Genomic DNA, 21,759 nt, shown 5'->3' on the forward strand with positions numbered 1-21,759 from the left:
TGGACTGGCGCTCTAGCACTAGGTCACGCGATCGTAAAAGTGCCGTTTACTTATTGTTACATTTAAAGCAACTGAAATATTCATAGGCTAAATTTAACTTAGATTCGCAGGAAATACTGTTTGATAGAGGAAATCAGGAAAACCCATGCAGAAACTCACTCGACTTTTCTTTGTTACAGCCCTCACCTTGAGCCTCCTATGTTTTCCCAGCAAAGCTTTTGCCAAAGCTAAAATTCAGATTGCCATCCTGCTAGATTCTAGTAATAGTATGGATGGACTGATTGACCAAACTCGCACTCAAATCTGGCAAATTGTTAATTCTTTAACTAAAGTAACCAAAGATGGCGAAGTACCAGAGTTAGAAGTTGCTCTCTACCATTATGGTAACGATAACTTACCTTCACAAGAAGGTTTTGTCAGACTCTTAACGGGATTTTCTTCTGAATTAGATTTAGTTTCCGAAAAGCTATTTAGTATCCAAACCAACGGCGGTCAAGAATATGCAGGTTGGGTAATTCGATCGGCTATGCAACAATTAAACTGGAGTAAAGATCGGGAAGATTTTCGCGTGATTTTTATTGCGGGTAATGAACCATTCGATCAAGGCCCGATTCCTTGGCGAGAATCTCTTGCTCTTGCTGCTGGGGAAAATATCCTCGTTAACACTATCTACTGTGGTTCAGCGGAAAGTCAAGAGCGACAACTTTGGGCTTCAGGAGCTAATTTAGCAAAAGGTAATCACTTTAATATTAACCAAGACAAAAAGATTGAATTTATTAAATCTCCTTACGATGAGGAAATTGCGAGTTGGAATGCTAAACTCAATCAAACCTACATTCCCTATGGTGCAGGAGGAGAAGTTGGACAACAACGTCAGGCTATTGAAGATAGTAACTCCGGCGAAAATTTGGTAAGTCGCGGTGTCTCCAAAGCTTCTGGATATTATAACAATGCTTCTTGGGATTTAATTGATGCTCTCGATCGAGGAATCGTTAGCCTTGAGCAATTATCAGATAATGCTTTGCCGCCAGCTATGCGGGGTATGACTTTAGCTCAAAAGCGCGAATATGTAGCAACTAAGAAAGCTGAAAGACAGAGAATTCAAGCAACCATCCGCGACTTATCTCAAAAACGTAGCGAATATGTTGCTAACCAACGCCAAGCTAATGCCAATAGTGGCGACAATACTCTTGATTACGTAATTATTGAAAGTCTCCGCAAACAATTAGCAGCTAAAGGATTTAAGCTTCAGTAGCGATCAAATTGACGATCGCTTTCACCAACTCTTCTGGATCGACTGGCTTGGAAATATGCCGTTGAAATCCGGCTGCGATCGCTTGTTGCTGGTCAATTTCTGCCGCGTAAGCCGTCAGAGCGATCGCAGGCACCTGTCCCCCCTGTTCCGGTGGCATGGTTCGGATTTGCCGAATTAGCATATAGCCATCCATCTTTGGCATCCCAATATCACTCACCACCACATTTACCGTCGATGGTGAAAAAGCTTTCAAAGCTTCCAGGGCAGATTTGGCAGTTATAACGATCGCCCCTGCTTCTTGCAGAATGAACGCAACCACGTCCCGCGCATCTTCCTCATCATCTACTAACAAGACTCGAACCTCAGCGAGTGGGTAATGGGCAATGGACAATGGAGAGTAATCCAATGGCTCACTCCTTCCTTCTCGCAATTCCCTCTTTTCGAGCAGGGGTAGCTGAACAGTAAAGGTAGCACCCTGTCCTTCGCCAGGGCTGTCTGCTCGAACAGTTCCACCATGTAACTCAACCAAATGGCGGACTATTGCCAACCCCAGTCCCAATCCGCCAAATATCCGAGTTGTGGTTGAATCTGCCTGACGGAAGTACTCGAAGACATGAGGCAAAAATTGTGGAGAAATGCCTTTGCCACTGTCGCTGACACTAATTTGAGCGTAGGAATGGATAGATAAAGAAGATGAGGGAGAGTCTTTCCCATCGTTGCTATCTTCCTCAAAGTGCTGCAATCTCACCTCTACTCGTCCTTCTTCAGGCGTAAATTTCACTGCATTAGAAACTAAGTTCCAAACCACTTGTTGCAGACGCCCAGAATCTCCTAAAACCTTTCCTGTTGTTGGGTCAAGCAATACCTGGATTTGAATAGACTTAGCTTGTGCGGCTAAACGCACGGTTTCCAGTGCGGCGTTAATTGTCCAAGCTAAATCAACAGGAGCCATCTTAAGGTTCAATTTACCTTGTATGATGCGGGAAACATCCAACAGATCTTCAATTAGTTGAGTTTGGAGAAGAGCGTTACGCTCAATTGTTTCCAAGGCGGAAGCGGTTTTTGCTGCATCTAATCTTCCAGCGCGAAGCAATTTAGACCAGCCGAGAATCGGGTTGAGGGGCGTTCGCAACTCGTGAGATAACACGGCGAGAAACTCGTCCTTGATGCGGTTTGCTGCCTCGGCTTCCTCTCGTGCTGCTTCCGCTTGCGCCAGATTTTCGGCCAACTCCCGCTCCCGTTGCGACAGCAAGTTAGCCGAAAATTCTAGGGACTTACCTAATAAAGCGACTTCTTTGATGAGTGAGGGACCGATTTGAGGGCGTTCGCCTTTGGCCAAAGCTTCTGCGGCGGCGGCAGATAAGGTAATGCTGCGAGAAATCAGCCGCGAAAGTACGATCGCACCTGTGCCGCTCATTAGTAGCAATGCCAAACCAGACCCGATGACGAGCCACATCGCTTTTTGAGAAGGCCCTTGGATGACCGCAACGGGGACAGTGACGGCAACCGTCCAGCGAAAATCATCGATCCGACTAAAGGCGACATATACCCGCTTTCCTTCCAGAGTAGTGTCGCGGTACACTCCCTCAGTCGCCTTCCCAATCCGCTTCAGGAAAGATGGTGTTCCCCGCTGCCCGACAAAACGTTCGGGATTGCGAGTGCGAGCAACCACGATACCCTGACCATCAACAACTGTACGAGTCCATTCTCCATCTACAGGAGACTGTTGTTCCACGACGCTGGCAAGTGCTTTTGGGGTGATGATAGCAGTCAGGACGTACCGTAGATTGCCGTTGCGGATTACGGGAACGCGGACTGGGAAGGCGAGTGTTCCCTGCGCTCCAGGGGTGAGATTGCCCACTGTCGGCTGGCTTGTTAGGGCAACGCGCCGCAGGCTGACTGGCTCGATCGCCAGGGGCAACGGCGTACCAAAAGGTTTTTTGGTGTTCACCAACTGGCGACCATCTGGTGATAGGAGGATCGCGGTCAACCAGGTTGGTTGGGTTTGCGCCACCCGCCGAGCTTGACTGTAAAATGACTTGAGATCGCCTCGATCGAGCCGTTCAGATGCCGCCAGCGCCTGGAGTGTCCGAGATGTGCTGGCAATCTCGCGCTCTACTGTCCCCGCCAGGGTACGGGCAGCTAGAAGTGCGCGACGTTCTGATGTCGCCTGCTCCTGGTTCGACAGTTTATAGACGACGGCAACCGCAAACAAGACCACCGGGAGCAAAGACCCTGCCACAAGCAGCACCAGATGCCACCGCAGCGGAAGCGCCCAGCTACTGAACGTTGTCGAAGTGTGATTTGTGCTTGTTTGAGGCAATCGGTTCACCTAGCGTGCTAGAGAATTCATCAGCTGTAGTTTTTGTCTATCATTCATCTCCCATTCTTACTCTAGCAGGACTTACGCAACGCCTCTATAAATTGTGTGTTTTTGTAGTGGTAATTCATGAATTACCACTACAGGTAGTGTCTGTGCGTAAGTCCTGTCTAGGAGATAATTTTTGAGAATGGGAGGGGAGGAAAAAGGATAATGAAATTCGCGTAATTTAGGATACTAAGTCGTAACGATCATCTTAATAACGTACTTTACTAGCAACTTGAGTTAATAATTGAATTGTCGAAGGTATTAATAATAAATTGAAGCGGATCGCACTCCACCAATAATTTTTATTCCGCATTATTAGACTGCTGACGCTGTGCAACCTGGAGTAACATCCTCAATGCGTCATTCACTGCTGCATCATTGGGAAAAGCTTGGGCAATGTCGGGATCTAAAAGGACTAAGTTCGTCCCTGCACGATATCGCTCAACATACTTGCCTCTAACGCCTCCTTCCATCTGAGCAAAGTCATACTCAGCAAGTAATTCGTCTTCCATTTCGTTCTCTTCATCCTTGTTCATAAAACCTCTTCTCTTGGCGGGTAGCTTTTCGATCGCTGATGATTTGTACTTTTTCTGCGCGATCGGTGTGTGCAACGATTAAAAGTTGGCCAAACCTAGATATACCAATGATAACGTAGCGACTTTCTCCGATGGAATGATTAAGATCGGGAAAGGTTACAGATAGCGGGTCATTAAATACGGTTGCGGCTTCCTGAAAGGAAACACTATGCTTCTCAAAGTTTAGGATCGCTTTGTCTGGATTCCATTCAAATTCCATGTATTACTACATTTCCTTATCTTTGTTTACAAACACAAGGATATTGACTATTAAAAAGCGAGTTTTTGAAACAGATCGGCAATGGGAAGAGTAAAACCGGGGACGATATCTTCGCCATCTAGGGAGTCAGTGGACTTAAGTAGGCGATCGGGTGATTGGGCCGATCGATACACCAATACATACTTTTCTTTAGGATGAAGTACCCACACTAAACGCGCCCCATTCTCGAAATATTCCACGAGTTTGTTATGAATTTCTTCGACTGTATTGCTTGGAGACAGGATTTCTACAGCAAGATCCGGCGCACCTTCTAGGAAGCCTTCGGGGAGGTCGTCTAGCCCTTGCAGACGTTCTTTGGCCATGAAGGAGATGTCAGGCGATCGCTTATTCCCCGATTTCATCTTAAAGGCGGTGCTGGAGTCGAACATTGCGCCTAATTTTTGCGTCGATACGCAATTAAACAAGGCAGCACTCAAAATAATGGCAACATAACCGTGTTTTGCACCAGAGTTTCCCATATCAATTAGTTCTCCATTCACAATTTCGTAGCGGTGTCCATCTCGGTTCAGCGCCATGAATTCGGCATCAGTCCAGATTTTTTGCTCTGGTGGGTTTTCTATTTGGCTTTCAGCCAGGTTTTCGGGTGGGTTTTGAATTAGCGTAGACATGGGTTTCTCCTAGACTTCTGTTTCTAGTTAAACATAGTTAACTCACATTTTGCACGAGAGTCAGAAACCGGGTTTCTTGCAGTTGTCCTTACCTAAAACCCACATTTTTCGTAGAGAAACCCGGTTTGTAAGATGTGAGTTAAGCAGGAACAAGCATTCCTTTTTGTACTGCGGGTCGCTGTTGCACTGTTTCTACCCAGCGTTTAAGATTTGGGTGATTATCTAGAGTTAGTCCTTGAAACTCGTAAGTTGCAACCCAGGGATAGGTAGCAATATCAGCAATTGAATAATCACCGCAGATAAATTGATTTTCTGCCAATTGCTTATCTAACACACCGTAGAGTCGCAATGTTTCCTTTTCGTAGCGTTCAATGGCGTAAGGAATTTTTTCTGGTGCAAATCGCTTGAAGTGGTTTAGTTGACCAAACATTGGCCCGACGCCACCCATTTGAAACATCAGCCATTCCAACACTTGATAGCGACCTTTTTGGTCTGTGGGCATAAATTTCCCCGTTTTCTCCGCGAGGTAAATTAAGATAGCACCGGACTCAAACACAGCGATGTCATTTTCGCGATCGACAATGGCGGGAATCTTGCTATTGGGATTAATCGCCACGAACTCAGGCGTAAATTGCTCGCCCTTGGTAATGTCAATTTTGTGAACGTTGTAGGGAAGTTCGACTTCCTCCAGCATGACGGAAGCTTTGCGACCGTTAGGTGTAGTAAAGGTGTAAAGGTCAATCATAAATCACCACTCCAAAGTTAGAAACAGTCATTATTCATTAGTCATTAGTCAAATCAATCAGCTAAAACCAATCCCTTAGTTTCGATCGCCCAAGGCATAAAGGCGATTCCCAGCAAGGGGATAAAACCAACCCAAAACAAAGTATCTATTGCAGTAGATAAAGTATTTGTGCCTTGAGATGCTAGATATCCGATTAATAAAGGCCCGATCGCGGCAAATACCCGCCCTGCGTTGTAGCAAAACCCAGCACCAGTTGCTCGCAGTCTAGTCGGAAACAGTTCTGGTAGATAGTAGGTGAAACTACCAAAAACTCCAGCTACAGTCAAACCAATGAAAAAGTAAAAGTAAAGGCGGGTTTCTGGAGATAATGGTAACCCGAAATCAATCAGGATTGTGAGGGAAGATAAAACAAAGTAGATGGAAAACATGATTTTGCGCCCCAAGTATTTAGCAGCTGGTACTGTTAGCAGGGTGCCAATCAAACTGCCAATGCTACAGCTATTGGTGGCGATCGCTTTCCATTGTTCGATCAGAGATTGGGTCGCCGCAAGATTCAATCCCCTCTCTAGCGCCACTGAGGAGGCTAATCCAGAGGCAATTGCGGGCATGAAAGCCAGACAACTCGTTAAAGTGATCAAAGCGATCGTTGCGATCGCTAAACCGCTAATCGTCGCGGCTCGGTTGGGGAGTTGAAAAAGTTCCCGAATTCTAGCAGGATCGACGTTTTCGGCTACTTTTTGCCAACGTTCTGGCTCTTTGACAAATAAGCGCACAATCACAGCAACCGCCGCCGGAATCAAACCAAATAGAAATACAAAGCGCCAAGAAGTTTCGGGACTTTCCGGTAACAGCACTCCGGCGATTTGGAAATTAAGGAAGCTGGCTAAAAATGGCCCAGCCGATGCCGCCGTATTTAAAAGCACTCCTGCTTCTACACGCGATCGCTCTGGCATTACTTCTGCTACCATTGATGCGCCTGCCGCCCATTCGCCACCTATACCCAGACTGGCTACGATCCTACACAGCACCAAAACCCCCATATTGGGAGCGAAGGCGCAGGCAGCAGTCCCCAAAGCATAGAGTAGCATGGTGATCAGGAGGGTTTTAGTGCGACCGATGCGATCGGCTACTTTCCCGAAAACTATCCCTCCAACGGCCCAACCCAACAATAGAACGGAACTCAAAATACCAGTCCACAAAAGGGTTGCTGCTTTAGCTTCCGGCGAACCGATAGTCAAGCCCAACAGGGTAGGCACGCAGTTGGGAGCAACATAATTGAATAGTACGTTGTCGAAGATATCAAAGCCCCAACCCAGCCACGCGGCAAACAGTACAATCCATTGATAGCGACTTAATTGCAGCATTGATGATTTCAAGAAGTAAGGATTGCTGTTAATCTATCAGGACTTACGCTTTGAACTAAAAACCCATCTGGTGTGAGACGAACTATCCGAATGAGAAAAGCTATACCGATCGCAACTATACTATCTCTGCTCGTTTCTGGGTGTTCGATCGCTACTTCCCAAGTCAAGCAGTCGTCTGGTATAGAAACCTACCTCAAGGTAGCACCGATCGGCGATCGTCGCTGGGATAACACCCAAGAGGCGGCATTTAGGGCTCGCAGCTTGGCTATTCGCGAAAAATTAGCAGCCGAAGACTTAGACAAACTCGATGCTTGGTGGCGACGGGAGAAGATCGGCGACCCCCACAAGTACTTGCTTCCCATTATCCTATCGCGCCTTAGTTTAGGAGAGCGATCCGATCGCCAACACAGTTGGGATATCCTCCTGAACATGGACAAAGATAAGCAGGATTTGTATCATTTCCGCAGCGTCTTTGACATTCGCATCTTCTTTCTATTCCGGGACAAAATGCCAGGGAACGTAGCGGAATCCTACCGCCGTATGGTGGCCTCACCCCGCGTCAAAGAGTGGCTGGAAACAGGCACGGAAAACCATATGTTCATGCACCGCTTATCTGGACTCGCCTTGATGGATGGTAGCGGATGGCCTAACGAAGATCCGGCGACGCCAGCTACGATTGAAGCATGGTTGCGATCGGAACTCAACAAGTTTTTGACGATCGGACAAGGAGAATTTCATTCTTCAACTTACTACGGATATAGCATCGGCGGTTTGCTCAATCTCTATGACTTTGCCAGTACCCCCGAACTGCGACAGCTGGCAAAAGCGGGTTTGGATTGGTACGCCGCCAACATGGCTTTGCGCCTCAGCTGGGGAACTGCTGGTGGTGCGGAAAGTCGCGGATTCGATCGCAACACCTGGGATAGCGGTTTGACTGCGGTAGCTTGGATGTGGTGGGGAGATCGGGAAGTCAAAAGTCAAAAGTCAAAAGGCAAAACAGAAGAAAATATTGATGTTGTTGAAAAAATGAATAAAAGTAATGCCAGACTGGCACTATTGGCGGCGTTGAGTTCCTATCGTCCTGACCCCAGTTTGCGACAACTGGCGCGTAAGGAAATACCGCTTCCTTTTCTAGCACGCGCTGCTCATCCAGTTTATTATAGCTACCATCAAGACAACAATCTCTGGGAAACTTTTTACATTACTAAAGACTACAGTCTCGGCACTCTTCTCGAACCGCAACGATCGTACCAGATTAAAGGAACCATCAATCCTCAGAATGCCACATATAAATTAGTGGTGCGAGACCCCAAAAAGTTAAATAACGCGGTGGTTAGTTTGGGGGGAACTTTCTTCAATCTTATGGCAACTGGTCGCAGTCCGGGAGATCAATATTTACAGGGACGCAGTGCAGTAATTTATCAGTTAATTTTAAATCAAAAAGATTTGACAGCCAAGGTGCCAGCAGAGTCTCGCTTGGTTTTGCCAATTCGCTACGGTCAACCGCAAAGACACGGAGATTGGTATATTTGGCTTATTGAGGAAACCTGGCTTGTTGCGCGTCCTTGGGGTGAAAGGATTAGTTTGGTTGCACCTGTGTCGGAAAGGTATAAGGATGATCAAGCTTTGGCTGCTAGTGGGAATAAAACCGCTTGGATTACGGATGTGGCAAGATTTGCTGATTATCCAGATTTTAAACGTTTGACTGCTGGATTAGATCGGACTGTGGTAGACGATCGCGAATGGGAAAAACAAGGCAAGTTGGCTTATACTGGCTTGGAGGGCGATCGCTTAATCATGACCTACGAAGCTAATGGTGCGATCGGTCGCGCCAGTATCAACGGTAAACCGCGAGTGTTGAAAAATTGGCCTGTAATAGAAAGTCCCTATCTGCGAGAAGGTTTGAGAAGTGGCGTTTTGGAATATCGCAATCCCGTTGGAGAAAGTTGGCGTTTGCGTGTTAATTTGAACAGCCAACAACTTTCTAATGAATAATCAGCAGAAACTGGTAAGCTAACACGCATCTAATTCGGATATTTCTAATCCGGCAATCAAACCTTCAATTCCTCTCCCACTCCCCCACTCCCCCACTCTCCCACTCCCGCTAAACATACAAATTAAATGCGTAGCAGCTTATTAATTGGTGGCGGTCACCGACAATTTGCAGTCTATCTCTCATCCCGATGTTTTTGCCGCTGGCGATATTGCCACAATCGTTAATAATCCCTGTCCGAAAGCGGGGGTGTTTGCAGTACGACAAGGTAAACCATTATTTAATAATCTGTGGCAGATATTACAGGAAAAACAATTGCAGCAGTGGGATAAGCGTCCTCGCCTGTCACCCTATAAACCGCAAAAACGTTATCTAAGTTTGATTGGCACGGGTGATGGTTCTGCGATCGCATCCTGGGGGTCATTGGGATGGGAGTCCCCCCTGCTGTGGTACGGGAAAGATTGGATCGATCGCCGATTTATGGCTAAATTTAATAATTAAAGTTCACTTGAAAACACAAAAGATCTACTGAAATTGGTTAATATATAAAATCTCCCTATAGGAAGATATTTGTTTGCCAGCTATGAAAAAAACTGCTGTCCGTACCTCCGCCTTATTTGTTGCCTTCGCTTTCCTGCTGAGTGCCTGCACTCAAACTAACTCAGGCCCAGCACCCACAACCACAACTAATCCTTCGCCAACAGCAGGTTCGTCTAACGCCATTCCGATTGGAATTGCTTTAGCGTTAACAAGCAACGTTGCCTTACTGGGTCAAGAAGGCGTTGCGGGTGCCAAAATTGCCGAGAAATATTTTAACGACAAAGGAGGCATCGACGGCACCCCAATTAAATTGGTTATTCAGGACACAGGCGGAGAAGAAGCAGGCGCGATTAACGCATTTCAAACCCTGATCACTCAAAGCCAAGTTGTCGGCATTGTTGGCCCGACCCTCTCCCAGCAAGCGTTTAGTGCAGATCCGATCGCAGAACGTGCTAAAGTGCCAGTACTCGGAGCATCCAATACCGCTAAAGGAATCCCCGAAATTGGCGATTACGTTGCTCGCGTTTCTGCACCAGTAGCCATTGTTGCTCCTAATTCAGTAAAAGCGGCGCTCAAGATTAATCCCAACATCAAAAAAGTCGCAGTTTTTTACGCCCAAAACGATGCGTTTAGCAAGTCCGAAACTGGAACTTTTCAGGAAACTGTTAAAGAGCAAGGACTAGATGTAGTAACAGTCCAAAAATTCCAAACTACGGATACTGACTTTCAAACACAAGCTACCAACGCTATTAACCTAAAACCCGATTTGATAATTATTTCCGGTTTGGCAACAGACGGAGGCAACTTAGTACGACAACTGCGAGAACTGGGTTATAAAAATATCATTATTGGGGGCAATGGCTTCAATACTTCTAGTATTTTCACCGTTTGTAAAGCTCTCTGCGACGGTGTTTTAGTTGCACAAGCTTACAGTCCCGATCACGTTAATGAGATTAACAAAACTTTCCGCACTACTTATCTTAATCAATACAAAAAAGAGCCCCCGCAGTTCAGCGCCCAAGCATTCGCGGCTGTTCAAGTATATGTGGAAGCACTGCAAGCTTTGGATAAAAAGAGCGAGATTAGTAAATTACCGCTAGCTCAGTTGCGTACAGAATTGAACAAGCAACTGCTAGCTGGAAAGTATGATACTCCCTTGGGTGAGATTGCCTTCACGCCAGTAGGTGATGTGATCCAGAAAGATTTTTATGTCGCACAACTAAAGGTGGATAAAGACGGGAATAACGGAAAATTTGCCTTTTTGAAGTAGTTGCCACCATGCAAAACCCCACTGTTTATAGCTTTGCATTAAGTACGTTGTTGCACTTCAGCGCCAGATCTAGCGCTAAAGCGCAACAACATACCTTATTATCCCTGAAGTAAGCAACAGCTAAGCAAAACATCTAGCAAAACATAAAATAATATGGATATAACACTGTTTGTACAACAATTCTTAAATGGTTTGTCGATCGGCAGCATTTATGCAATTTTTGCTTTGGGATACACCTTAATATTCTCCATCTTAGGCATCATTAATTTTGCTCACGGAGCGCTTTTTACCCTTGGTGCATACTTCACTTATGCGCTAATGGGAGAGGCATTTGGTTTGAACGGATTGCTTGCCAATGCTGCATTACCCGTAAAACTTCCTTTCGCGCTGGCATTAATTCTGGGAAGCGCACTTGCTGGATTGGTTGGAGTTGCCGTTGAGCGCATTGCCTTTCGCCCTCTGCGGCGCAAGCGTGCTGATTCACTGCTGACAGTGGTTTCCAGTTTGGGTGTGGCATTAGTAATTGTTAATTTGATTCAGTATTTGGTAGGTGCAGAAAACTACACATTTCCAGGCAATACTTATGGCAATTTGCCTGCTGCAATTAACTTTGGCACAGCCGAAAAACCGATTCCCATTCGCACTGTTCAAGTAGTTATTTTTGGCGTTAGCGTGGTAATTTTGACAATCCTCACCTATTTCATCAATCGCACTAAATACGGTAAGGCGATGAAAGCTGTTGCTGAAGATCCAATTACTGCTAGTTTGCTGGGTATTAATACAGATGGCTTTATTGTGCTGACATTTTTTATCAGCAGCTTTCTGGCTGGGTTAGCTGGTACTTTGGTAGCCTCTAGCGTTAGCATTCCAGGGCCATATTTCGGCATTGCTTTTGGGCTGAAGGGATTAGCAGTTATCGTACTCGGCGGTTTGGGAAGTATTCCGGGCGCGGTATTGGGAGGTGTAGTAATTGGGTTGATTGAGGCGTTTGTTCCGGCAGATTATTCTGCTTATAAAGATGCCTTTGCTTTTGGGATATTGTTTATTATGCTATTGGTTAGACCGCAAGGTTTGCTGGGGCGTCGCTTTGTCCAAAAGGTGTAGTCGATTTCAGATTTTGGATTGAATCAAAAATCCCAAATCTGAAATCTAAAATCTAAAATCATTTTATGGCTGGATTTTTAAGTACTTACGGATTTCTGATTGTCTCTATGGTGATGGGGGCATTACTGGGGCTGTCGCTGTATTTGCCGCTGATGACTGGGCAATTGTCTTTAGCTAGCCCTGGTTTTTATGCTTTGGGTGGATATATTGCGGCGATTTTATCTACGCAGGTATTTAAAGTTAGCGATGGTTTATATCCGATTGGGCTGGTGTTATTGGAGATGTCGATCGCTGGTGTAGTTTCTGGCGTGTTGGGGGTTTTGGTGGGAATTCCGGCGCTGCGGTTGCGGGGGATTTATTTGGCGATCGCAACTATTGCTTTTGTGGAAGTTTTGCGGGTTCTCTCGCTCAACTTGGACATCACTGGGGGTGCGGTGGGCATTTTTGGCATTCCTCAGCCCTTTTTAACTCCGATCGAATATTTGTGGATTGTCATACCATTGCTTCTGATGAGTATGGTTTTGCTCTATCGCCTTGAGCGTATTCGGCTGGGACGAGCTTTCACAGCTATCCGCGAGGATGAATTGGCTGCGGGTGCAATGGGTATCGACCCAACTTACTATAAGGTTTTGGCTTTTACGCTGGGTGCTATTCTAGCAGGTGTCGTTGGTGCTGTTAGCGCCCACTTTCTGAATACTTGGAATGCCCGTCAAGGAACTTTTGATGCCAGTATAGTTTACTTAACTTCGGTGTTAATTGGCGGCACTAGAACTTTTGTGGGGCCTGTTTTGGGTGGTATGGTATTTACAGCCTTGCCTGAAGTGTTGAGAGCGATCGCAGATACCGCTGGTTTACCTCTGTGGCTAGCACAATTTTTGCGAGATGGTCGCCTGATTATTTTCGGACTGCTGATAGTCTTGGGAACGATATTTTTCCCTCAAGGCTTGGTGACGCCGGATTTATTTAAAAGACGAAAGGATCGGAAAAGTCAAAGCTAATGTTTAGGTAGTATAGCAGCAGATGATCGATGAAAATCTTACCACCAGCAATCCGATCTTAGAAGCCAAATCTCTAAACCGTACTTTTGGCGGTTTGGTTGCTGTTAATAATGTCTCTTTCACGGTAAATAAAAATGAGATTTTTGGGCTGATTGGCCCGAATGGGGCTGGAAAAACAACGCTGTTTAATATGATTACGGGGTTGATTGAACCCTCCAGCGGGCAGATGTTTTATCAAGGTGAAGAAATTTCCTTCCTTCGTCCGCACCTAATTGCTAAAGCAGGTATCGCCCGTACTTTTCAGAATATTCGCTTGTTTGGCGACCTCTCAGCGCTGGAAAATGTGACGATCGCGCGACATATCCATACTAAAAGTGGTTTTATAAGGGGCATATTAGGCTTGCCACCAGCTCCAAGCGAGGAAATAAGAAACAAGCAGAAGGCTTTGGAGTTGCTCGATTTAGTGGGTTTAAGCGATCGGGCCTTTGAAAAAGCGCGAAATTTTCCCTACGGCGATCAACGCCGCCTCGAAATTGCCCGCGCCCTTGCCTTAGAACCGCAAGTTTTACTGCTCGATGAACCCGCTGCTGGCATGAATCCGAGCGAGAAGAACCAGTTGAGCGAATTTATTCGCGAACTGCGTAGCCAGTTCAACCTGACTGTTATCTTAATCGAGCATCACGTACCCTTGGTTATGGGATTGTGCGATCGCATTGCCGTGTTAAACTTTGGCAAATTGATTGCTTTGGGCGATCCAGCCCAAGTGAGAACTAATCCTGCTGTAATCGAAGCTTACTTAGGAAGTGATTGACACTCTCAGAGGCTTTAGCCTCTGAGTTTCCCACTTACCGTGCATTTTTTATGAAACCACCTATTCCGCTGTTAGAAATTAAAGAACTTTACGTCAACTACGGTGGTATCCAAGCCCTACAAAATATCGATCTCACCGTTAACGCGGGTGAGGTAGTAACCCTGATTGGAGCCAATGGCGCTGGCAAAAGCACAACCCTGCGAGCTATTTCTAGGTTGATTAACCCTCGCAGCGGTCAGATTGTTTACCAAGGGCGGGACATCACCCGACGCCCCGCTCACGAGGTAGTGCAACTGGGTATCGCCCATAGCCCTGAAGGACGCCGAGTGTTGGCTCGGCAAACTGTTCTAGATAACCTGGAGTTGGGGGCGTACACCCGCTCTAATTTGGCAGCGGTAAGGGCCGATCTCGATCGCCAATTTGAGATTTTCCCCCGTTTGGCAGAACGCCGCCTTCAACTAGCGGGAACACTTAGCGGCGGCGAACAACAGATGTTAGCGATCGCTCGCGCCTTAATGAGCAGACCGAAACTTTTGCTTTTAGACGAGCCCAGTCTTGGGCTTGCTCCCGCCATTGTCCTAGAGATATTCTCAATTATTCGGGATCTGCGTGCCACTGGCGTTACTATCCTGCTGGTGGAACAAAACGCCAAACTTGCCCTAGAAAGGGCCGATCGAGGATACATACTTGAAGCCGGACGCATCACGCTAACGGGACAAGCCTCAAACCTCCTCAACGATGACTTGGTTAGAAAGGCGTATTTAGGCTGAAGCCACCCCAGCCCTAAAGGGACGGGGGTTCAAAACGCAATGATACCTCTTCTTGGCTCTCCCAAATATTAGGTACAACATCCAAGACCTTAGCCTCAACATTTTGAACTTTCGCTGCGACTCGCTCTGACTCTGGAAATTTACCAAAGGAAGAAGGAACTCGTCCCCCTAATTGCAAGTTAGTTTGGGTCGCCTGTCTCCAAGCCGCATACAGGATCGGTTCCGAACCTAACCAAGCATTTTGTGCTTGATTCGCTTGAAGCAGTTCATTTTCATCAACAAATTTAGCAAGAAACGCTGAATACAAATCTCTCTGACAGAGAATTCCACAATCGCATTGATGGATTCTCTCAGAGAGATTTTTCTTTTTCACAGTTCCGCATTGACAAGTTTGCGATAGTTTAGTTGAATGCGTCGAGAACTCCATCACGCTAACGCCAGCACTTTCAGCCTTGCGTTTTAAGTGCGATACAAATCCTCCCGGTGCGCGTTTCCCTACAGATTTTCCATAATTCTTTTGAAAGGATTTGTAGGATAACTTTTCTAATTTAATTGTGTTACCAAGACTGAGAATATCATTAACTAAATGACCATGCAAGGACTTTCTATGAGCAGCTAACCTTCTTGACAAATTAGATTTGACAGTTCTAGTCTTCTGGTAAATTCGAGAATTATTCCACTGTTTGCACCCCTTCTTAATAGTTCCCTTTTTCTGCTGGACTTTCTGGTTAACAAAATTGGAATTGTAGTTATTGGGATTGTTCGCCCTTCTAGACCTTTCCAACTTCCTTTGAAGTCGACGGATTTCCTTTTCAGCAAACTTCAATTCCGATGCGAATAATGTTAGTTTTGCAGATTCATCCCCAACAAGGGCAATAGTAGACGGCCCAATATCTAGTCCAACAGTTCCTTGACCAATTTGGTTTTTGGGCTTTTGGAATGGCTTACCCTCACAAACTAATTGAGCATAATAAAAGGTTTTACTATTAATCCGACGACGCACTAACCTCACATATTTAACTCGACAACTCAGACCATAACTTATTACTGAGTCGTAGGTTGTTAGATATGGCTTTAGCTGGAGATTGCCCCAAACTAAAGTTTTATTTACCCACCTAATTCCCGTCTTATTTGTCTTACCTTCCAAGGAATCCAGTTGGTTTTTCCCTTTGAACCTGACCTTTTTAGCTTGACAGAAAGCTACTCGACAAGAGGCATTGAAGGCACGGGTAGCTATTTTCTGAGCGGTATTTGAGTCAATCTGTTCTCCCATCCAAGAATTGCGAACAATCGTGCAATAAGAATGCAGATTGTATTCGCTATAACCGTAAGCCTGATTCGCTTCTTTGAATGCTGCTGTTCTTGCCTTACCCTTTTTAAGTTTCCTGGCTGACTGATATTTCTTGGATTGTTTAATCAGCTTTTGTCGTCGCATTGCCTCACCCAAGCAGGCATTATAAAGTTGCCTGCCTGCTTCAAATCTAGACGACAAAACCCCAGCATCTTCGTCGGATACCACCAAGGGTATCTCAACAATAAATGATGGGGTTTTAGCCGTGCTAGATTGGCGAGGCATTGACTTATTAATTAACTGATTTTACTATTGTATAGAAGGCGATCATATATTAGCAATAGCAAATGAGTTTAAATCAAATAACAAGATCTTATATGCTTGTCAAGATCACATTAACTTGACTGCGGTTAAAACCGCCAATCGCGTTCATTCCTATGTCTAAAGCCAGGGGCTTCCCGCTCGTTTTCCGGTGATACTCCCTTCGTACCAGAAAATTATCTATCATTCTGTTTTCCTATCCCACTCTCCCCCTCTTCCCCTCTCCCACTCTCCGTCAGTTTTGATCGTCAGCTAAAGTAATCAGTGAATCATAGACAGTGAGATTAAAATTCTTATCCAGAGTCGGTGCTAAATAAATACCAAAGTTTTTGTTTTTAATTTGGGCTTGAGAACTAATTCTTACGCCAATACATACTTCGTCGCGGTTTTGTGCAGCGAGTATGCAGTCAGCGAAGGTCAACTTGCCAATTTGGTTGGCTGGAAAGTAAAGCCATATTGGCTTAATATACAGTTCGCTACCGTCAAGGGAAAACAAATCCTGATATATTGACATCACATCAGGTTCTTGCGACACCTGAGCCAAAATTTTAGACACAAATTGATTGGTAAGGAGAAAGTCTTTTACACCAGCTTTGATTACCAAGTCAGTATTTTGCGAGTCGATTATCTCTGCAATTAAATTAGTGGTAATTTTGGTTTTTGTGGCGGTGGTATATTCTTTAAAAAATTGCCGTATTTCCAACAAAATGGTGAGCGTTTTGGCATCTATTTCCTCAGCGTTTTCCCCGCTACCTGCTAAAATTGAGATGCTGTCAAATTTATATGGTTTCAGGGTTTTTAGCTGATCGACTGAATCCACATCTACTTGCATGATTTCCATCTTGATATGTGGATAGGCTTTAGCAATATTGTCAAATTCAGCTTTAATTTCATCGTTTAAAACCTCTACCGCCAGGTTAACCTGCGAATCTTTGACTAGGCATTTCGCATATTCTTCGAGAGCGATCGCGGTTTTGCTGTTCCAGCCAATAATCAGATAATTTTCAGTTTCCATCTCTAAAGTTTGGTTGCGCTCGACACATCCAACACGGTTAAGCTGTACTACAGGTTCTGGAGAAAACTGAATAGTTGAGTCATCTTCAGCTAGGACGATCGCTTCATCATCTTTACTTAACTTATAATCTTTGTTTGTTTTGAGTGTTAAGCTGCCATCTCCATGACGAATTCCTAATGGGACAGCCTGCAATAAATGAAATGGCAATTCACCGAAGGTGATATTATTCCATCCAGATTCAGAACGATAGAAATAAAATTCGTTTCCTTCAAAGCCCACCAAGTTTAAATATACTCTAGCCAGTCCTACACTCCGCGAAGTTTGAACTAAAATCAGAGCCAATATCTCAGCTTCATTAAGAGTGGTGACTGCGCCGGGAGCAATGTTTTGAGCTAGGCGGCGATATTGTTCCAAATGTAATTCTACGATAATTGGCGGCAAGTTTTCTTCCCCATTAGCTGCCACAACTGCCAGGATTCCCTTAACCACTCTTGCATCAGATAAAGTCTTAAATTGCTCGTTATCTGAACTTTTAGAATCATTCAAAATAATAATGGATTTAGCAACTTTGACACCTACTTTATCTAGGTTAGATAAATTTGCGATCGGGCCATTGCGAGTCACCACTCGCGTTGTTTTTAGATCGGCTATATTATTCCGCAGGAAATCATCCATCTCCTCCTTATCTTTGTCAGCCAAGATCACAACGACTGCATCTGATTCTGATTCGTTAGCCAACACTAACTCTTTAATAATATCTACAACCCTATCGCCAAATCCTAAAATTAAGGTATGGTTCTCTTCCACTACCAAACTTTTCCCCTTACGCAGCAACTCTAGTCTTGATTCAAACTGCTGGGTAATGAAAGCTATTAAGCTGGAGAACAACACTAAGCCGATAAAAATCGTGATTACACCCACAAACTTAGCAGCAAAATTGGCCTCGTCTCCTGTGTCTCTTAAACCTATAAGCTGAACAAAAATTTCCCAAAGTAAGTCATCAGTACCTTTTTTAGGGCCGTTAGGAAAGAATCGTTCTACAACATAACGTGCAGTTGTCATCACCGCAAAAGCAGCAATAAATACTGACACTAATGCCAGAAAGACCGACATCCCTCCTTTCGACATAAAGTTGTCGAATTTATACTGTAGGCGCTTTTGCCAGGTGATTTCATTTTCAGAAGCTTGACTGCTGTTCTTTGTCAAAGTTAATACCAACCTTATATAGTTGTCGAAGTTATCCTTTAGGCGCTTTTGCCACGAGACTTGATTTCCAGAAGCTCGACTGCTATCGTTTGTCAAAGTTACTACCAACCTTTAAACAATACTGGACATATCTAAATCTTACAGAAACTTTGGGTGTATAGGCGTAAACCTTACCAGAAGAAGAATTATAACACACCAACAACGAAAAAGTACCGACTGTGTAGGTGGTGTCAGCGCATTCAACCGTTCCCGCTTGTCCGGCGTCTAGAACCTGTAGTCCTGGGACAATCTCACCCGCAGCGAAAGGCGTAATCGTAAAACGCCCGTTTGTCATTTCCCTAATGCGCTTGCAAACGGTGTCAGCGCCTCCGTAAGTATCTAAAATCATCAAGACTGTATCAGAATGCAGTCACTTTTAGCTCAGTTTTCCAGCCGCAATATTTGTTTTATATACTTGACTATAATGGAATTTTGTGTTTAAGAAGATTTGATTTGGGGAGCGAAGTGGAATTCCACTAAGTTACGCTGGGCAGAGCCTGGGAGCGCGAAAACAAGAGCTAATGGAACTAACTAGCAATTTGAGTTAGTATTACAGCGGCTTGCAGCCGCGTGAGGTACAATAAAATATTTTTTTAGCGCGACATTTGGGGCTTTTTTGGCCATGATTCTTGTGTGTAGGGGCGGGTTTTTGGCAAAATTTTCTGATTCTAACCCTAATCTTAGATCAACCCGCCCGTACAAAATTATCTACCAAAAGAGCCCCTACAATTTACCTGTACCTCACCCACTTGCAAGCCGCTGTAAGTCAACTTCAGTGGACTTTAGCTATTAGCCCAGAGGTTTAAACCTCCGGGCGGGCTGACAGCGCGAGTACAAGATCTGTGCTAGTAATTATAGAAATATTTTCGTCCATCAGTCCTTCCTGATGTTAAGTTCACTTGAAAATATCGTTTCGTATCCTTTTCATACCTTTAACAGTAACTTGAAATGGAACTGACCATAAATTGTCCAAACCCCAGACATCTTGTAAATACCTGGGAAAACCCATAATCTTAAATGTCGAACCTGTACTTTGAACTGACTTCAAATATTGAGAATATCTGATGATGAAAGTTTTTATGACAGGCAGCGGTTCCCCAGAGCTTAGTTTATACTCCATTTGTTCAAAAGCTGAAGGTTTCAAATCTCGAACCTTTTCTATAATTGCTCCGGGAATAGGTGCTAATAGTACTTCAGATAATATCGCGAGCATCTTTTTTAAAGGCAAAATAAATCGATACTTTTCCGCATCAGCCACCAGAACATTCCAATCTATTGAATCGGAAAATGAGTTAATAATTGTCATCCCATCAGCCACCGAACGAATTGGTGGAACTAAATTCCATATCGTTCCCTGGTGACAAAGCTGCAATAACTGATAAGTTGGGTTTAAGACATAACTTGATAAATCTTTTATTTGGGTTGCGATCGGCCCTTCTCCCAAATCAGTATTCTCTTGCCAAGGATACCAGTATATATGCCTGTAGAGATTAAGTATTTTGCCAGACTCATCTACAAAGGTAATAACAGACAAGCTAGATAAAACTTTATCTGGCACTTTTTCTTTTAGCATCCAGCCCAACTTATTCAATAAACCGAGCGCTGCATCTCCATCTGCCCAACGCACAAAAACATCAAAACTATCTATGGCATGGAGTCCATCATCTTGATAATAATGTAAAAGCAAAGCGACATCTTTTAAAATTAGTGTCTTGATGCCAGCATCCTGAAAAGAACGTATAAGTGATGTAATTTTAGAAACTAAGAGTTGATTTTCATACCATCTACGGCGGTAGACACCCTTGAGTCTTACCATCTGGTAATCTTCCACGCCATGAACAGATAAATTGCGATACAGTAATGGCAGCAACCGATAAGATTCTGGATCGAGATCCTCAATATCGACAGTTCTTTTCCATTGCTGCCAAGCATCAGTCGCATCTTTTCCTTGCTTGAGGGCAGCCAGCAAAAGCAATTCCTGCTCGGAAGTAACCCACTCAAATTTTCGATCGTTTTTAGAATTCATAAGGTGTGTAAATGATTCAAAAGGTAACGGATAAGGAAATCAACGCTAAAGAATCGCGCCCAGAAATTGAGCTACTTCTATGTTGTGCCAGAACTAGGATAGACACGGCAATGGCAGAGCGAATCAAAACCCTACTCCAAGGAAACATCGACTGGACATATCTAATAGAAATAGCATCCCAGCACGCGACAAAGCCACTTTTGTACCACAGTCTTTCCACCATTTGCCCAGAAGCAGTTCCCCAACCAATATTCGATCGGCTTCGCAACGATTACCGCGCCAACGCCCTACGGAATATGTCCCTGACGAAGGAACTGCTCAAACTCCTAAATTTGTTTGAAACGCACCAAATCCCCGCTATCACCTACAAAGGAGCCGCGCTGACTGCTGCCATGTATGGCAACCTGTCGCTCAGGCAGTTCGGTGATTTGGATATCTTGGTTCAAGAGCAGGACTTTTCCAGAGCAAAAGAACTGCTGATTTCTCAAGGATATCACCCAGACTCAAAATTTGAGTGGGAAGAAAGTTTGATCAATAATAAAACCAAAGTTAATGTAGACCTCCACAAGAGAATCGCACCGAAATACTTCCCTCTTTTACTCGATTTTGACGGTTTGTGGCAACGCCTGGAGCCTGTATCTCTTGTTGGCACAACAGTCACTACCCTTTGTACCGAAGATTTGCTGATTATCCTCGCAATGCAGATAGCGAAAGATTCTTGGGAACAGGAGCAAAAGCTATCTCAAATCTGCGATATTGCTGAATTAATTCGCTCTCATCAGGAATTAGATTGGGGAGGAATCATCAAGAAAGCTAAAACTTTAGGTAGCGAGCGAATGTTGTTAGTTAGTCTTCTTTTAGCAAAGGATCTTCTGGATGCCAAACTTTCAGCAGAAATAGAACAAAGATTGCAAGGAGATCTGTTGATAAAATTACTTGCTGTCAAACTACGTAAATGGCTTTTTTATAGTTCTGGAAGTATGAGCGAAAAAATGCAAAAATTATTTTTATTCCCTTTTGGAGTAAGGGAACGTTTGCAGGATAAAATCAATTACGGTCGTCGTTTGACATACCTCTCTTATCTGGGAATAAAAAATCGGGTGCAGGGATAGAACGTTATTTATAGAGCTTTTCAGGTGAGTGAGGTATATAGAAACCCGGTTTCTCGGAGAAACCGGGT

At 44.6% G+C, this 21,759-nt stretch carries 19 protein-coding genes; 9 read left to right on the forward strand and 10 right to left on the reverse strand.

Features of this window, described 5'->3' with window-relative positions; translation table 11 throughout:
• Positions 1–145: 145 nt before the first annotated feature.
• Complete coding sequence (locus tag LAY57_RS08200) at positions 146–1,255, forward strand: vWA domain-containing protein (RefSeq protein WP_249065923.1); 1,110 nt, start codon at positions 146–148, stop codon at positions 1,253–1,255.
• On the opposite strand, the gene LAY57_RS36160 is transcribed toward LAY57_RS08200, so the two are convergent.
• The 6 genes from LAY57_RS36160 to LAY57_RS08235 form a co-directional block, all read right to left on the reverse strand.
• Complete coding sequence (locus LAY57_RS36160) at positions 1,242–3,578, reverse strand: hybrid sensor histidine kinase/response regulator (protein ID WP_338022375.1); 2,337 nt, start codon at positions 3,576–3,578, stop codon at positions 1,242–1,244. The two genes, LAY57_RS08200 and LAY57_RS36160, sit on opposite strands and share 14 nt — an antisense overlap.
• A gap of 347 nt (positions 3,579–3,925) precedes the next feature.
• A complete protein-coding gene (locus LAY57_RS08215; protein ID WP_249065924.1) occupies positions 3,926–4,159 on the reverse strand; it encodes a hypothetical protein in 234 nt (77 codons plus the stop codon).
• Positions 4,146–4,418, reverse strand: a complete 273-nt coding sequence (locus LAY57_RS08220) for a BrnT family toxin (protein ID WP_249065925.1) — start codon at positions 4,416–4,418, stop codon at positions 4,146–4,148. The genes LAY57_RS08215 and LAY57_RS08220 overlap by 14 nt, the downstream gene beginning before the upstream one ends.
• Before the next feature lie 50 nt (positions 4,419–4,468).
• A complete protein-coding gene (locus LAY57_RS08225; RefSeq protein ID WP_249065926.1) occupies positions 4,469–5,086 on the reverse strand; it encodes a Uma2 family endonuclease in 618 nt (205 codons plus the stop codon).
• A gap of 139 nt (positions 5,087–5,225) precedes the next feature.
• Positions 5,226–5,831: a glutathione binding-like protein gene (locus tag LAY57_RS08230; protein WP_249065927.1), complete on the reverse strand. Its 606-nt coding sequence runs from the start codon at positions 5,829–5,831 to the stop codon at positions 5,226–5,228.
• A gap of 53 nt (positions 5,832–5,884) precedes the next feature.
• Positions 5,885–7,195, reverse strand: a complete 1,311-nt coding sequence (locus tag LAY57_RS08235; RefSeq protein WP_249065928.1) for an MFS transporter — start codon at positions 7,193–7,195, stop codon at positions 5,885–5,887.
• Between the two features lie 90 nt (positions 7,196–7,285).
• Here LAY57_RS08235 and LAY57_RS08240 point away from each other — a divergent pair, with 90 nt between their 5' ends.
• From LAY57_RS08240 to LAY57_RS08270, 7 genes are all read left to right on the forward strand, one after another.
• The gene (locus LAY57_RS08240; RefSeq protein ID WP_249065929.1) at positions 7,286–9,190 is read left to right on the forward strand and encodes a hypothetical protein; all 1,905 of its coding nucleotides are present in this window, start codon (positions 7,286–7,288) and stop codon (positions 9,188–9,190) included.
• A 148-nt stretch (positions 9,191–9,338) separates the two neighbouring features.
• Positions 9,339–9,689: an NAD(P)/FAD-dependent oxidoreductase gene (locus LAY57_RS08245; protein WP_249065930.1), complete on the forward strand. Its 351-nt coding sequence runs from the start codon at positions 9,339–9,341 to the stop codon at positions 9,687–9,689.
• A gap of 82 nt (positions 9,690–9,771) precedes the next feature.
• Positions 9,772–10,998 carry an ABC transporter substrate-binding protein gene (locus LAY57_RS08250; RefSeq protein ID WP_249065989.1) on the forward strand — a complete coding sequence of 409 codons (1,227 nt, stop codon included), beginning with the start codon at positions 9,772–9,774 and terminating at the stop codon, positions 10,996–10,998.
• A 153-nt stretch (positions 10,999–11,151) separates the two neighbouring features.
• Positions 11,152–12,102 (forward strand): branched-chain amino acid ABC transporter permease, encoded by a 951-nt coding sequence (locus LAY57_RS08255; protein WP_249065931.1) that lies wholly within the window; start codon positions 11,152–11,154, stop codon positions 12,100–12,102.
• A gap of 65 nt (positions 12,103–12,167) precedes the next feature.
• Positions 12,168–13,100, forward strand: a complete 933-nt coding sequence (locus LAY57_RS08260; protein WP_249065932.1) for a branched-chain amino acid ABC transporter permease — start codon at positions 12,168–12,170, stop codon at positions 13,098–13,100.
• A 22-nt stretch (positions 13,101–13,122) separates the two neighbouring features.
• Positions 13,123–13,911 (forward strand): ABC transporter ATP-binding protein, encoded by a 789-nt coding sequence (locus LAY57_RS08265; protein ID WP_249065933.1) that lies wholly within the window; start codon positions 13,123–13,125, stop codon positions 13,909–13,911.
• A gap of 50 nt (positions 13,912–13,961) precedes the next feature.
• Positions 13,962–14,681 (forward strand): ABC transporter ATP-binding protein, encoded by a 720-nt coding sequence (locus tag LAY57_RS08270; protein WP_249065934.1) that lies wholly within the window; start codon positions 13,962–13,964, stop codon positions 14,679–14,681.
• A gap of 13 nt (positions 14,682–14,694) precedes the next feature.
• Here LAY57_RS08270 and LAY57_RS08275 read toward each other — a convergent pair whose 3' ends face one another.
• From LAY57_RS08275 to LAY57_RS08290, 4 genes are all read right to left on the reverse strand, one after another.
• The gene (locus LAY57_RS08275; RefSeq protein WP_249065935.1) at positions 14,695–16,257 is read right to left on the reverse strand and encodes a zinc ribbon domain-containing protein; all 1,563 of its coding nucleotides are present in this window, start codon (positions 16,255–16,257) and stop codon (positions 14,695–14,697) included.
• 271 nt (positions 16,258–16,528) lie between these two features.
• Complete coding sequence (locus LAY57_RS08280; protein ID WP_249065936.1) at positions 16,529–18,610, reverse strand: CASTOR/POLLUX-related putative ion channel; 2,082 nt, start codon at positions 18,608–18,610, stop codon at positions 16,529–16,531.
• On the reverse strand, positions 18,597–18,902 hold the full coding sequence (locus tag LAY57_RS36435) for a type 2 periplasmic-binding domain-containing protein (protein WP_420839071.1): 306 nt from the start codon (positions 18,900–18,902) through the stop codon (positions 18,597–18,599). The genes LAY57_RS08280 and LAY57_RS36435 overlap by 14 nt, the downstream gene beginning before the upstream one ends.
• 546 nt (positions 18,903–19,448) lie before the next feature.
• Positions 19,449–20,579 carry a nucleotidyltransferase family protein gene (locus LAY57_RS08290; protein ID WP_249065937.1) on the reverse strand — a complete coding sequence of 377 codons (1,131 nt, stop codon included), beginning with the start codon at positions 20,577–20,579 and terminating at the stop codon, positions 19,449–19,451.
• 11 nt (positions 20,580–20,590) lie between these two features.
• Between LAY57_RS08290 and LAY57_RS08295 the strand changes: the two genes are divergently transcribed.
• Positions 20,591–21,691, forward strand: a complete 1,101-nt coding sequence (locus LAY57_RS08295) for a nucleotidyltransferase domain-containing protein (protein ID WP_249065938.1) — start codon at positions 20,591–20,593, stop codon at positions 21,689–21,691.
• Positions 21,692–21,759 lie beyond the last annotated feature (68 nt).

Origin of the sequence: Argonema antarcticum A004/B2 (assembly GCF_023333585.1) — a bacterium.
GTDB classification, from domain to species: Bacteria; Cyanobacteriota; Cyanobacteriia; order Cyanobacteriales; family Aerosakkonemataceae; genus Argonema; species Argonema antarcticum.

Excerpts from the sequence above, each read along its gene's own strand:
- LAY57_RS08200 (WP_249065923.1), top strand. The coding sequence starts at position 146 with ATGCAGAAACTCACTCGACTTTTCTTTGTTACAGCCCTCACCTTGAGC.
- LAY57_RS08215 (WP_249065924.1), bottom strand. The coding sequence starts at position 4,159 with ATGAACAAGGATGAAGAGAACGAAATGGAAGACGAATTACTTGCTGAG.
- LAY57_RS08220 (WP_249065925.1), bottom strand. The coding sequence starts at position 4,418 with ATGGAATTTGAATGGAATCCAGACAAAGCGATCCTAAACTTTGAGAAG.
- LAY57_RS08225 (WP_249065926.1), bottom strand. The coding sequence starts at position 5,086 with ATGTCTACGCTAATTCAAAACCCACCCGAAAACCTGGCTGAAAGCCAA.
- LAY57_RS08230 (WP_249065927.1), bottom strand. The coding sequence starts at position 5,831 with ATGATTGACCTTTACACCTTTACTACACCTAACGGTCGCAAAGCTTCC.
- LAY57_RS08235 (WP_249065928.1), bottom strand. The coding sequence starts at position 7,195 with ATGCTGCAATTAAGTCGCTATCAATGGATTGTACTGTTTGCCGCGTGG.
- LAY57_RS08240 (WP_249065929.1), top strand. The coding sequence starts at position 7,286 with ATGAGAAAAGCTATACCGATCGCAACTATACTATCTCTGCTCGTTTCT.
- LAY57_RS08250 (WP_249065989.1), top strand. The coding sequence starts at position 9,772 with ATGAAAAAAACTGCTGTCCGTACCTCCGCCTTATTTGTTGCCTTCGCT.
- LAY57_RS08255 (WP_249065931.1), top strand. The coding sequence starts at position 11,152 with ATGGATATAACACTGTTTGTACAACAATTCTTAAATGGTTTGTCGATC.
- LAY57_RS08260 (WP_249065932.1), top strand. The coding sequence starts at position 12,168 with ATGGCTGGATTTTTAAGTACTTACGGATTTCTGATTGTCTCTATGGTG.
- LAY57_RS08265 (WP_249065933.1), top strand. The coding sequence starts at position 13,123 with ATGATCGATGAAAATCTTACCACCAGCAATCCGATCTTAGAAGCCAAA.
- LAY57_RS08270 (WP_249065934.1), top strand. The coding sequence starts at position 13,962 with ATGAAACCACCTATTCCGCTGTTAGAAATTAAAGAACTTTACGTCAAC.
- LAY57_RS08275 (WP_249065935.1), bottom strand. The coding sequence starts at position 16,257 with ATGCCTCGCCAATCTAGCACGGCTAAAACCCCATCATTTATTGTTGAG.
- LAY57_RS36435 (WP_420839071.1), bottom strand. The coding sequence starts at position 18,902 with ATGATTTTAGATACTTACGGAGGCGCTGACACCGTTTGCAAGCGCATT.
- LAY57_RS08290 (WP_249065937.1), bottom strand. The coding sequence starts at position 20,579 with ATGAATTCTAAAAACGATCGAAAATTTGAGTGGGTTACTTCCGAGCAG.
- LAY57_RS08295 (WP_249065938.1), top strand. The coding sequence starts at position 20,591 with ATGATTCAAAAGGTAACGGATAAGGAAATCAACGCTAAAGAATCGCGC.